This is a genomic window from uncultured Aquabacterium sp. (assembly GCF_947366995.1).
Classification (GTDB): domain Bacteria; phylum Pseudomonadota; class Gammaproteobacteria; order Burkholderiales; family Burkholderiaceae_C; genus Aquabacterium.
In genome coordinates, this window is the sequence record NZ_CANBCC010000049.1 from 1 (window position 1) to 12,452 (window position 12,452).

General features: G+C 64.8%; 13 protein-coding genes and 1 tRNA gene. 1 reads left to right on the forward strand and 13 read right to left on the reverse strand.

Translation table 11 applies throughout. The features are described 5' to 3' along the window. The 13 genes from nuoG to tsaD all read right to left on the reverse strand — a co-directional run. Positions 1 to 1,266 (reverse strand): NADH-quinone oxidoreductase subunit NuoG (nuoG, locus tag Q0Z44_RS12790; RefSeq protein ID WP_298013336.1); only part of this gene is annotated, 1,266 nt, incomplete at its 3' end. Between the two features lie 13 nt (positions 1,267 to 1,279). Next, the gene (gene nuoF / locus Q0Z44_RS12795) at positions 1,280 to 2,623 is read right to left on the reverse strand and encodes an NADH-quinone oxidoreductase subunit NuoF (RefSeq protein WP_298013338.1); all 1,344 of its coding nucleotides are present in this window, start codon (positions 2,621 to 2,623) and stop codon (positions 1,280 to 1,282) included. Between the two features lie 13 nt (positions 2,624 to 2,636). Further along, entirely contained in the window at positions 2,637 to 3,122 is a 486-nt protein-coding gene (gene nuoE, locus Q0Z44_RS12800) for an NADH-quinone oxidoreductase subunit NuoE (protein WP_298013340.1), read from the reverse strand. A 15-nt stretch (positions 3,123 to 3,137) separates the two neighbouring features. Further along, positions 3,138 to 4,391, reverse strand: coding sequence for an NADH-quinone oxidoreductase subunit D (locus Q0Z44_RS12805; RefSeq protein WP_298013342.1), 1,254 nt, complete (start codon positions 4,389 to 4,391; stop codon positions 3,138 to 3,140). 9 nt (positions 4,392 to 4,400) lie between these two features. After that, entirely contained in the window at positions 4,401 to 5,009 is a 609-nt protein-coding gene (locus Q0Z44_RS12810) for an NADH-quinone oxidoreductase subunit C (protein ID WP_298013344.1), read from the reverse strand. A 13-nt stretch (positions 5,010 to 5,022) separates the two neighbouring features. Next, positions 5,023 to 5,499, reverse strand: coding sequence for an NADH-quinone oxidoreductase subunit B (locus Q0Z44_RS12815; RefSeq protein ID WP_035035151.1), 477 nt, complete (start codon positions 5,497 to 5,499; stop codon positions 5,023 to 5,025). A gap of 44 nt (positions 5,500 to 5,543) precedes the next feature. Further along, on the reverse strand, positions 5,544 to 5,903 hold the full coding sequence (locus tag Q0Z44_RS12820) for an NADH-quinone oxidoreductase subunit A (protein WP_109036932.1): 360 nt from the start codon (positions 5,901 to 5,903) through the stop codon (positions 5,544 to 5,546). Positions 5,904 to 6,137: 234 nt separating this feature from the next. After that, positions 6,138 to 6,222: transfer RNA gene (locus tag Q0Z44_RS12825), tRNA-Leu, on the reverse strand. A gap of 154 nt (positions 6,223 to 6,376) precedes the next feature. Beyond that, a complete protein-coding gene (gene secG / locus Q0Z44_RS12830; RefSeq protein ID WP_298013348.1) occupies positions 6,377 to 6,733 on the reverse strand; it encodes a preprotein translocase subunit SecG in 357 nt (118 codons plus the stop codon). A 33-nt stretch (positions 6,734 to 6,766) separates the two neighbouring features. Beyond that, a complete protein-coding gene (gene tpiA, locus Q0Z44_RS12835; RefSeq protein WP_298013350.1) occupies positions 6,767 to 7,513 on the reverse strand; it encodes a triose-phosphate isomerase in 747 nt (248 codons plus the stop codon). Between the two features lie 11 nt (positions 7,514 to 7,524). Then, entirely contained in the window at positions 7,525 to 9,798 is a 2,274-nt protein-coding gene (gene pnp, locus Q0Z44_RS12840) for a polyribonucleotide nucleotidyltransferase (RefSeq protein ID WP_298013352.1), read from the reverse strand. Between the two features lie 214 nt (positions 9,799 to 10,012). Next, positions 10,013 to 10,282, reverse strand: a complete 270-nt coding sequence (rpsO, locus tag Q0Z44_RS12845) for a 30S ribosomal protein S15 (RefSeq protein WP_109036935.1) — start codon at positions 10,280 to 10,282, stop codon at positions 10,013 to 10,015. Positions 10,283 to 10,488: 206 nt separating this feature from the next. After that, entirely contained in the window at positions 10,489 to 11,592 is a 1,104-nt protein-coding gene (tsaD, locus tag Q0Z44_RS12850; RefSeq protein WP_298013355.1) for a tRNA (adenosine(37)-N6)-threonylcarbamoyltransferase complex transferase subunit TsaD, read from the reverse strand. A gap of 74 nt (positions 11,593 to 11,666) precedes the next feature. Here tsaD and Q0Z44_RS12855 point away from each other — a divergent pair, with 74 nt between their 5' ends. Beyond that, positions 11,667 to 12,305 carry an ANTAR domain-containing protein gene (locus Q0Z44_RS12855; RefSeq protein WP_298013357.1) on the forward strand — a complete coding sequence of 213 codons (639 nt, stop codon included), beginning with the start codon at positions 11,667 to 11,669 and terminating at the stop codon, positions 12,303 to 12,305. Positions 12,306 to 12,452 lie beyond the last annotated feature (147 nt).

The following is a 12,452-nucleotide window of genomic DNA, read 5'->3' on the forward strand; positions in this document are numbered from 1 at the left end:
CGGCGCCACGGTCTCTCGCTGTGCCAGCGAGATGGCCCAGTCGTCGTTGGCTCTGCCGATGGCGGAGATCTTTGCAACAGGGAGGGCTGCCTGACGCAGACGCGAGTCGAACATCGGGTGGTCCTTGCGCAGGAACGAGCCCACGACCAGCGCGCGGTCGAGCTTGTCGAGTTCGGCAATCGGCAGGCCCAGCCAGCGCACGCCGGCACCGGCGGTGAAGTCGGCGTGACGCAGACGGGTGTCGACGTTGTCGCTGCCCAGACCACGCACCAGCTGCCCCAGCAGGAACAGCTCTTCGACCGTGCTGTGCTCGGTGGCCAGCGCGCCGATGGCGGCAGCGCCGTGCTCGGCCTTGATGCCCTTGAGGCCGTTGGCCACGTACTCGAGTGCCGTCGTCCAGTCGACTTCGCGCCACTCACCGCCCTGCTTGATCATCGGGCGGGTCAGGCGGGCGTCGGTGTTCAGCGCCTCGTAGCTGAAACGGTCGCGGTCGGCGATCCAGCACTCGTTGACGTCCTCGTTCTCGAGCGGCACCACACGCATCACCTTGCCGTTCTTGACCTGAACGATCAGGTTGGCACCGGTGGAGTCGTGCGGCGACACGCTCTTGCGACGCGACAGCTCCCAGGTGCGGGCGCTGTAGCGGAAAGGCTTGTTCGTGATCGCACCCACCGGGCAGATGTCGATCATGTTGCCCGACAGCTCGGAATCGACCGAGCGACCCACGAAGGTCGCGATCTCGGAGTGCTCACCGCGGTGCTGCATGCCGAGCTCCATCACGCCAGCCACTTCCTGGCCGAACCGGACGCAGCGCGTGCACTGGATGCAGCGGCTCATTTCCTCCATCGACAGCAGCGGGCCAACGTCCTTCTTGAAGACGACACGCTTCTCTTCGTTGTAGCGAGAGGAAGAACCACCGTAGCCGACCGCCAGATCCTGGAGCTGGCATTCGCCGCCCTGGTCGCAGATGGGGCAATCCAGCGGGTGGTTGATCAGCAGGAACTCCATCACGCCCTGCTGGGCCTTGATGGCTTTCTCGCTCTTGGTGCGCACGATCATGCCCTGCGTGACCGGCGTCGCACAGGCCGGCATGGGCTTGGGCGCCTTCTCGATGTCAACGAGGCACATGCGGCAGTTCGCCGCGATCGAGAGCTTCTTGTGGTAACAGAAGTGCGGGATGTAGGTACCGTGCTGTTCGGCCGCATGCATCACCATGCTGCCTTCCTGGCACTGGACTTTCTGTCCGTCGATTTCGATTTCAACCATCGGTGTTTCCCGCTCAGATGTAGGCCGGGACCATGCAGGTCTTGTGTTCGATGTGGTGCACGAACTCATCGCGGTAGTGCTTGATGAATGCGCGCACCGGCATGGCCGCTGCGTCACCCAGCGCACAGATCGTGCGGCCCTGGATGTTGTCGGCGACGGAGTTCAGCATGTCGATGTCTTCCGGGCGGCCTTCGCCGCGCTCGATGCGATCGACCATGCGCCACAGCCAGCCCGTGCCTTCACGGCACGGCGTGCACTGGCCGCAGGACTCGTGCATGTAGAAGTACGACAGGCGCTGCAGGCTCTTGACCATGCAGCGGGTCTCGTCCATCACGATGACGGCGCCCGAGCCCAGCATCGAGCCGGCCTTGGCGATGGAGTCATAGTCCATCGTGCACTCCATCATGATGTGTGCGGGGATCACGGGCGACGACGAGCCACCGGGGATCACGGCCTTGAGCTTCTTGCCGCCACGCACGCCGCCGCACAGTTCGAGCAGCGTCGAGAACGGCGTGCCCAGCGGGATCTCGTAGTTGCCCGGACGCTCGACGTCTCCCGACACGGTGAACAGCTTGGTGCCGCCGTTGTTGGGCTTGCCGACGGCCAGGAAGGCCTCGCCGCCGTTGCGGATGATCCAGGGAACAGCCGCGAACGTTTCCGTGTTGTTGATCGTGGTGGGCTTGCCGTACACGCCGAAGCTCGCCGGGAAAGGCGGCTTGAAGCGAGGCTGGCCCTTCTTGCCTTCGATCGACTCGATCAGGGCCGTTTCTTCGCCACAGATGTAGGCGCCGAAACCGTGGTGTGCGTGCAACTGGAAACTGAAGCCGCTGCCCATGATGTTGTCGCCGAGGTAGCCAGCGGCACGGGCCTCTTCCAGGGCCTCCTCGAAGCGCTCGTACACCTCGAAGATCTCGCCGTGGATGTAGTTGAAGCCCACGGAGATGCCCATCGCGTAAGCAGCGATGGCCATGCCTTCGATGACGATGTGCGGGTTGTGGCGCAGGATCTCGCGGTCCTTGGCCGTGCCCGGCTCGCCTTCGTCGGAGTTGCACACCAGGTACTTCTGCCCCGGGAACGCGCGGGGCATGAAGCTCCACTTCAGGCCGGTCGGGAAGCCGGCGCCGCCGCGGCCGCGCAGGCCCGAGGCCTTCACTTCCGCGATCACCTGGTCCTGCGTCAGACCTTCGCCGCCGTCCTTGCCCAGGATCTTGCGCAGCGCAGCGTAACCGCCACGGGCTTCGTAGTCCTTCAGACGCCAGTTCTTGCCGTCGAGATCCGCGTAGATCTGCGGGTTGATGTGGCGGCCGTGGAAGCAGGTCTCTGCGCCGGTCGCCTGGAATTGAGAGAGGTCGAGCATGTTGTCTTTCACCTCACTTGGCGTTGGCCTTGAGCACGTCGATAAGCTGGTCCAGCTTTTCGTTGCTCATGTAGCTGACCATCTGGCGGTCGTTCACCAGGGCCACAGGGGCATCGGCGCAGGCACCGAGGCACTCGCAGTGCTGCACGGTGAACAGGCCGTCGGCGGTGGTGCCGCCGTCTTCCACGCCCAGCTTCTCGCACAGGTGCTGAAGGGCCTTCTGGCCGTCACGCAACTGGCAAGGCAGGTTGGTGCACACGTTGATCTTGAACTGACCAACGGGCTTCTGGTTGTACATGTTGTAGAACGTGGTGACCTCGTGCACCGCCATGGCAGGCATGCCGATGTAGTCGGCAACTTCCTGCTCGCTTTCGGGCGAGACCCAGCCGCGTTCCTGCTGGATGATGGACAGACAGGCCATGACCGCCGACACGCGCTGGTCAGCCGGGTACTTGGCGAGTTCGCGGTCGAACCGCGCTTTGGTTTGTTCGCTGAGCATGGGTAAGTCGGTCACTTAGCGGTCGATTTCACCGAACACGATGTCCATCGTGCCGATGATGGCCACGGCGTCGGCCAGCATGTGGCCACGGCTCATCTCGTCGAGGGCGGCGAGGTGGGGGAAGCCGGGGGCACGGATCTTCAGGCGATACGGCTTGTTGGCGCCGTCGGACACGAGGTAGATGCCGAACTCGCCCTTCGGGTGCTCGACGGCCGCATACGCTTCCGACTCGGGCACGTGGAAGCCTTCGGTGAAGAGCTTGAAGTGGTGGATCAGCTGCTCCATCGACGACTTCATCTCGACGCGCGACGGCGGCGCCACCTTGTGGTTGTCGGTGATGACCGGGCCCGGGTTGGCGCGCAGCCAGTCCACGCACTGCTTGATGATGCGGTTGGACTGACGCAGCTCTTCCACGCGCACCAGATAGCGGTCGTAGCAGTCGCCGTTCTTGCCGACGGGGATGTCGAAGTCGACCTTGTCGTAGACGTCGTAGGGCTGGTGCTTGCGCAGGTCCCACACGATACCGGAACCACGCAGCATGGCGCCCGACAGGCCCATCTGCAGGGCACGCTCGGGGCTCACCACGCCGATGCCGACGGTGCGCTGCTTCCAGATGCGGTTGTCGGTCAGCAGCGTTTCATACTCGTCCACCAGCTTGGGGAAGCGCTGGGTGAAGTCGTCGATGAAGTCCAGCATCGAGCCTTGACGGTTCTCGTTCATGCGAGCGATCGTCTTGGCGTTCTTGATCTTGCTGGCCTTGTACTGCGGCATCGTGTCCGGCAGGTCACGGTAGACGCCGCCCGGACGGAAGTAGGCCGCGTGCATGCGTGCACCGGACACGGCCTCGTACAGGTCGAACAGGTCTTCGCGCTCACGGAAGCAGTAGATGAGGATGTTCATCGCACCGCAGTCGAAGCCGTGACAGCCGAGCCACAGCAGGTGGTTCAGCACCCGGGTGATCTCGGCAAACATGACGCGGATGTACTGCGCGCGCTCGGGCACCTCGATGCCCAGCATCTTCTCGATGGCGAGGCAGTAAGCGTGCTCGTTGCACATCATCGAGACGTAATCCAGGCGGTCCATGTAGGGCAGCGACTGGATGTAGGTCTTGGACTCGGCCAACTTTTCAGTGGCGCGGTGCAGCAGCCCGATGTGGGGGTCGGCGCGCTGGATGACTTCGCCGTCCAGCTCGAGCACCAGACGCAGCACGCCGTGGGCGGCCGGGTGCTGGGGGCCGAAGTTCAGGGTGTAGTTCTTGATCTCTGCCATGGCTCGTGCTCAGTGGAGACCACCGTAGTTGTCTTCGCGGATGATGCGCGGGGTGATCTCGCGCTGCTCGATGGTGACCGGCTGGTAGATCACGCGCTTCTGCTCGGGGTCGTAGCGCATCTCGACGTGACCCGTGGTCGGGAAGTCCTTGCGGAACGGGTGGCCGATGAAACCGTAGTCGGTCAGGATGCGGCGCAGGTCGGTGTGGCCGTCGAAAACGATGCCATACAGGTCGAACGCCTCGCGCTCGAACCAGTTCACGCTGTTCCACACGTCGCAGAGCGACGCCAGCACGGGGAAGTCTTCGTCCAGAGCGAAGGTCTTGACGCGCAGGCGCCAGTTCTTGCTGATCGACAGCAGGTGCAGGACGACGCCGAAGCGGGGGCCGTCGGCGTAGATGGAGTCGGCGCCGTCCTTGTAGGCGGACCAGTCCATGCCGCAGAGGTCCTGCAGCTGCTCAAAGGCCAGGTCGGCGTGGTCACGCAGGGTGCGGGCCACATCGAGGTAGTCGGCGGCCGACACGGTGATCGTCAGCTCGCCACGGTCGGAAACCAGGCGCTTGATCTTGTCGCCCAGCACGTTTTGCAGGGCAGCCTGCAGGGTGTCCAGTTTGCTCATGTGCAGGCTCCGGTCAGCGGGCAATGGTGTTTTCGCGGCGGATCTTGGCCTGCAGCTGCAGGATGCCGTAGAGCAGCGCTTCGGCCGTCGGCGGGCAGCCCGGCACATAGACGTCGACCGGCACGATGCGGTCGCAACCGCGCACCACCGAGTAGCTGTAGTGGTAGTAGCCGCCACCGTTGGCACATGACCCCATGGACAGCACCCAGCGAGGCTCAGCCATCTGGTCATACACCTTGCGCAGCGCGGGCGCCATCTTGTTGCACAGCGTGCCGGCCACGATCATCAGATCGGACTGACGCGGGCTGGGCCGGAACAGCATGCCGAAACGGTCGATGTCATAGCGCGCCGCACCGGCGTGCATCATCTCGACCGCGCAGCAGGCCAGACCAAACGTCATCGGCCACAGCGAACCGGTCTTGGACCAGTTGATCAGCGTGTCGGCCGAGGTGGTGATGAAGCCCTCTTTGAAGACGCCCTCGATACCCATAGCAATACCTCTTCAGATTCCTGTGTGGTGACGCACGTGCGGGATCACTCCCAATCCAGCGCGCCCTTCTTCCATTCGTAGGCAAAGCCGACGACGAGGATGCCCAGGAACAACATGATGGCCGCGAAACCCGCCATACCCACTTCCTTCAGGGCGACGGCCCACGGGAACAGGAAAGCGATTTCGAGGTCGAACAGGATGAAGAGGATGGCAACCAGGTAATAGCGCACATCGAACTTCATCCGGGCGTCTTCGAAAGCCTCGAAGCCGCACTCGTAAGGCGAGTTCTTGGCCGGGTCGGGGCGACGCGGACCCAGCAGGAAACCCAGCAGCTGTGGCGCGACACCCACACCGACGCCCACCAGGATGAAAAGGATGACTGGCAGATACTGCTCGATGTTCATCTTGACCCTTGTCTCAGTGATTGAACAAGACGCGCGATTGGATCACGCGGACAAAACAAAAGGCGCGCCAGGCCTGACATTGCCCGGATTCCATTCCGGTTCAATGACAACCACAGCGCGCCTTCCTTGACACTTTGTGCTGCCCCGCATGACGGAGCCACATTCCAGATGATCAGCTTTGGGGGGACGACCGGCGCTGATCATGAGGGTTGGCACAAGTGTCTGTTGATCTCATGGTGCCGACGGCGAGACTCGAACTCGCACAGCTTTCGCCACTACCCCCTCAAGATAGCGTGTCTACCAATTTCACCACGTCGGCCAAACTGACTGGATGACAGTCAGATCTTTTCGTCTGTCGCTCGGCTTGCGTGAGGATTGCTTACCGAAGACTTCTATTCTAAACCGAAAATCGACCTGTCTTGAAGATGTCGTTCGCGTTTGGTGTCAAACGGACGACCTCTTCGAGACACTTGTCACTTCGTCGGAATCAAGGCAGCGCCCGAAGCGGCAGAAGCAGCCGGCTGAGCCGCTGAGGCCGCCGCGCTGGCAGACTGCTCCAGCACGGTCGGGGCCTCGGCCGTCGGCGTGCGCAGGTTGCCGAAGTAGGCCAGACCCAGGGTGGTGCTGAAGAAGATGGTCGCGGCCACGGCGGTGGAGCGCGACAGGAAGTTGGCGCTGCCGGTGGCACCGAACAGGCTGCCGGACGCACCACTGCCGAAGGAGGCGCCCATGTCGGCGCCCTTGCCGTGCTGCACCAGCACCAGGCCGATCATGGCCAGCGCCGATGCGACCTGCAGCAGCAGCACCGCAGTCATCAAAGCTTGTTGCATGTACAGAAACTCCTGTGAGGGTCGGAAGCGGCGTCAGGCCGCACGCGCGATGGCGGCAAAATCGGCCGCCTTCAGCGCGGCGCCACCAATGAGGCCGCCGTCGATGTCGGGTTGAGCGAAGAGCTGGGCCGCATTGTCAGGCTTGACCGAGCCGCCGTAGAGCAGCGGCACGGTGGCCGCTTCCGCACGGGCCGACTTCAGTTGCGCACGCAGGAACGCATGCACGGCCTGAGCCTGATCGGGCGAAGCGGTCTTCCCGGTACCAATGGCCCAGACCGGTTCGTAAGCGACGACGATGCGGACCAGATCGGCCCCCAACGTGTCGATCACGGCCTGCAGCTGACGCCCCACCACCGCTTCAGTCTGACCGGCCTCGCGCTCGGCGAGCGTTTCACCGACACAGACGATGGGGGTCAGACCGTGCGACAGCGCAGCCCGTGCCTTGTCGGCCACGAGCTGGTCGCTTTCACCGTGGTAGCCGCGACGCTCGGAGTGGCCCACGATGGCGTAGGTGGCCCCGACTTCGCGCAGCATCGGCCCCGCGACCTCACCCGTGTAGGCGCCCTGCACCTGCACGGAGACGTCCTGGCTTCCGACGCCGATCGCACTGCCCTGCAGCGCGGCCGCGACCTCGGCCAGGTACACGAAGGGCGGGCACACGGCCACATCGGCGCGGGGCGCGGTGGTGGCCAGATCCGAGGCCAGCAGGCCCTGGATCAATTCGGCATTGGATGCACGCGAACCGTGCATCTTCCAGTTACCAACAACCAGCTTCTTCATGGCCTGACGGATCACTGTTGTTGCTGTTGGGCCTGCTCGTCACCGTTGCCCTGGGGGGCGTCGGTGAACTGCTGCTCGGCACGGGGGGCGCGATCGCGGCGTTCGCCACGGTCGCCGCCACGGTCACGGCGGTCGCCACGATCACCGCGGTCACGGCGCTCGCCACGCTCTTCGCGCTCTGGCATGCCTTCAGGGCGCTCCAACAGGGCCTTCATGGACAGCTTGATGCGGCCCTTCTCGTCGGTCTCCAGCACCTTGACCTTGACCATCTGGCCTTCGGTCAGGTAGTCGGAGACCTTCTCGACGCGCTCGTGAGCGATCTGGCTGATGTGCAGCAGGCCGTCCTTGCCGGGCAGCAGGTTCACCAGGGCACCGAAGTCGAACAGCTTGGTGACCGGGCCTTCGTACACGGCGCCGATTTCGACTTCGGCGGTGATCTCGGCGATGCGGCGCAGGGCTTCGTCGGCCTTCGCGGTGTCGGCCGACGCCACGGTGACGGTGCCGTCTTCCGCGATGTTGATCTGGCAGCCAGTCTCTTCGCACAGACCGCGGATGGTGGCGCCGCCCTTGCCGATCAGGTCACGGATCTTGTCCTGGTTGATCTTGACGGTGTACAGGCGCGGAGCGAACTCGGACACCTCGGTGTTGGCGCCGGCCATGGCTTCGCTCATCTTGCCCAGGATGTGCAGGCGGGCTTCCTTGGCCTGAGCCAGCGCGACCTGCATGATTTCCTTGGTGATGCCCTGGATCTTGATGTCCATCTGCAGGGCGGTCACGCCGGCGGTGGTGCCAGCCACCTTGAAGTCCATGTCACCGAGGTGATCTTCGTCACCCAGGATGTCGGTCAGGACGGCGAACTTGTTGCCCTCCTTGATCAGGCCCATGGCGATGCCGGCCACGTGGGCCTTCATCGGCACACCGGCGTCCATCATGGCCAGGCAGCCACCGCAGACCGAAGCCATCGACGACGAGCCGTTGGACTCGGTGATTTCCGAGACGACGCGCACGGTGTAGGCGAACTCGTCCTTCGGGGGCAGCAGCGGCACCAGGGCGCGCTTGGCCAGGCGGCCGTGGCCGATTTCGCGGCGCTTGGGGCTGCCGACACGACCCGTTTCGCCGGTGGCGAACGGAGGCATGTTGTAGTGGAACAGGAAGGTGTCGCGGAAGTCACCGGTCAGGGCGTCGATGCGCTGGGCGTCCTGCTCGGTGCCGAGCGTGGCGATGACCAGGGCCTGGGTTTCACCACGGGTGAACAGGGCCGAGCCGTGCACGCGCGGCAGCACGCCGGTGCGGATCTCGATGGGGCGCACGGTGCGGGTGTCGCGGCCGTCAATGCGGGGCTCACCGGCCAGGATCTGGCTGCGGACGATCTTGGCTTCGATGTCGAACAGCAGGCCCTCGACCTTGACGCCGTCGAATTCGATACCTTCGGCGGTCAGGGCGGCCTTCACGTCGGCGTAGGCGGCGCGGCAGGCCTGGGTGCGGGCCTGCTTGGAGCGGATCTGGTAGGCGGCGCGCAGCGGGCCTTCGGCCAGAGCATTGACCTTGGCGATGAAGTCTTCGTCCTTCGCGGGCGGCTGCCAGTCCCAGGCCGGCTTGCCGGCGTCACGCACCAGTTCGTGGATGGCGTTGATCGCCACGCTGCCCTGCTCGTGGCCGAACACCACGCCACCCAGCATGACGTCTTCCGACAGCTGGTCGGCTTCCGATTCCACCATCAGCACGGCGGTTTCGGTGCCGGCGACGATCAGGTCCATCTTGGACTCGGCCATCTGCGAGGGGCTCGGGTTCAGCACGTACTCGCCGTTGATGTAGCCCACGCGGGCGGCACCGATCGGGCCGTTGAACGGGATGCCCGAGATCGACAGCGCGGCGCTCGAGGCGATCATGGCGGCGATGTCGGCCGACACTTCCGGGTTCAGCGACACCACGTGGATGACCAACTGCACTTCGTTGAAGAAGCCTTCGGGGAACAGCGGGCGGATCGGGCGGTCGATCAGGCGCGAGGTCAGGGTTTCGAGTTCCGACGGCTTGGCTTCACGCTTGAAGAAGCTGCCGGGGATCTTGCCGGCGGCGTAGGTCTTCTCGATGTAGTCGACAGTCAGGGGGAAGAAGTCCTGGCCGGGCTTGGCGTTCTTGGCGCACACGACGGTGGCCAGCACCACGGTGCCTTCGATGTCGACCAGGACGGCGCCGGTGGCCTGACGGGCGATTTCGCCGGTCTCCATGGTGACGGTGCGGCCGCCCCACTGGAAGGTCTTGGTGACTTTGTTGAACATGGTCATGGAATTGATCTCCGATGTGCCTCAGGCCACATGGCCAGGGCGTTTTGTGATGCCTTCACTCGTTCGCGATGCCATTCCAGCGGGGCTGCGCGGCGCCTGGACGGGGCAGCCACGTTGGAATGACACAGCGGTCGCTTGAGTCGAGTTGCAGGCGTGAAAAAACAAAAAGCCTGTGCTGGGCAGTCCAGACAGGCTTTTTGTCGTCATGCGCTGATTACTTGCGCAGGCCCAGCTTCTGGATCAGGGCGGCGTAGCGGTCGAAGTCCTTGCTCTTCAGGTAGTCGAGCAGCTTGCGACGACGGCTGACCATGCGCAGCAGGCCGCGACGACCGTGGTGGTCCTTCTTGTTGGCCTTGAAGTGGGGGGTCAGTTCGTTGATGCGGGCGGTCAGCAGAGCGACCTGCACTTCGGGAGAGCCGGTGTCGGCTTGGCCACGGGCGTTGGCCTTGATGATCTCGGCCTTGTTGATGTCGGCGACGGACATGGTGTTTCCAGTTCGATGCATGTGCCTGGCCGACGCGAGAAAGCAGCTGCATGAGCCACCATTCCTGCCCCGGTTTCGGCGTTGGACTTGCGGACTCCGGGTGAAACCGACCCGGGCCGTGCGAAATTGACGGCCCTGAGAGGACCATCAAGCTCTCGATATTAGCACAAGCGCGCCGCGGCTGCCTGGCGTGCGCGGGCGACCGCCTAGAGTGCGGCGAGGTCCCAGCGCGGCTTCACGTCGAACGATGGCTCCCGGGTGAGCGTGGCCTGCCCGGTCTGCATGCGCATGGCCGCGGCCAGGGCGATCATCGCGCCGTTGTCCGTGCACAGATGCAACTCGGGGTAGTGGACGCGCACGCCTCGCCGGCCACAGGCCTGGTCCAGGTGGCCGCGCAACTGGCGGTTTGCGCCCACGCCGCCGGCCACCACCAGCCGCTTGAGACCGGTGGCCTTGAGCGCACCCAGCGACTTCTTGAGCAGCACTTCAACGATGGCCGCCTGGGCCGAGGCGGCCAGATCAGCCAGGGCGGCGCGGTTGGCGGGATCTGCCAGCGCATCGGGCCGATCGAGCCAGCCTTGGCGCACCAGGTGGGTGCGCACCGCGGTTTTCAGCCCGGCAAACGAGAAATCGTGGTTGCCGCTGTGCAGCATGGGCCGGGGCAATTCGAACGCGTCGGTCCGACCTTCTTCAGCCAGTCGCGCCAGGTGCGGGCCGCCCGGGTAAGGCAGGCCCATCAGCTTGGCCGACTTGTCGAAGGCCTCGCCCGCAGCATCGTCGACGGTCTCACCAAGCAGGGTGTAGCGCCCCACTCCATCGACACGCATGAGCTGGGTATGGCCACCGGACACAAGCAGGGCCACGAAGGGGAATTCGGGCGGGTCGACCGACAGGAAGGGCGACAGCAGGTGGCCTTCGAGGTGATGCACCCCCAGCAGCGGGCGGTCGATGGCCACGCCCAGCGCGCAGGCCATGCCGGCACCAACCAGCAGCGCCCCGGCCAGACCGGGGCCGCGGGTGAATGCCACCACGTCGATCTCGTCGATGCGACGCCCGGCTTCGGACAGCACCTGGCGTGCGAGCGGCACCACCCGGCGGATGTGATCACGTGAGGCCAGTTCAGGCACCACCCCGCCGTAGGCCTGGTGCATGTCGATCTGGCTGTGCAGGGCGTGGGCCAGCAGCACCGGGGCGCCGGTTTCGGGCAGGGCCACCAGCGCCAGCCCGGTTTCATCACAGGATGACTCGACGCCCAGGATAAGCCGTTCACCAGGGACCAGGGGGGATGCGCACACTTCTCTTTCGGACATGCGCGAAGTGTAGTGGGGTGATGTAACCCGCCTGCGGCCAAGGGCGGAGGCGCGGTTGTTGCATCATTCACGTCATGCAAGCCGATGCGCGTCCGAATCACCTGCGACTGGTGATCGTCCTGCCTGTGGCGCTGTCTGCCTACCCTGACGAGGCGGAAGCGGCCGAGGCGGAACGCACGCGCGTCCTGCGCATCGCCCTGCTTGAAGCCGGCTACAACGTGGTGGCCACCCTGCCGGGCGACCGCTTCCTGCCGGAGCGCATTGCGCAGATCCAGCCCGACATGATTGTGGTGGATGCCGAATCGCAAGGCCGGGACATCCTGGAACACGTGGTGATGGCGACCCGCGACGAACGCCGGCCCATCGTGATGTTCTCGGACGACGAGGACACCAGCCATGTGCGACGGGCGATTGCGGCCGGGGTCTCGGCGTATGTGGCAGCAGGCGTGTCGTCGGACCATGTGAGGCCCGTGATCGACGTGGCCATGGCGCGCTTCGAACACGAAGAGCAGCTGCGGCGTGAACTGGCCGATGCACGCGGCCAGCTGGAAGAACGCAAGGTGGTGGACCGCGCGAAAGGCCTGTTGATGTCGCGCCAGGGCTTGAGCGAGCACGAAGCCTATGCGCGGCTGCGCAAGGCGGCGATGGACAAGGGCATCCGGCTCGCCGAGGTGGCTCAACGACTGATCGACGCGGCCGACCTGCTCGGCTGACACACGCACCGCGGCACGCTGCCCCGTTTGCGTGCTGGCGCCCCATCCCGATCCATCCCGCGCCCTCTTTTGTGCCACGCCGCCGCGCAGCAAGCACCGTGATGGACCGCTCTGACGCGACTTTGCGGCCAGCTTCGGGCTCAGCCC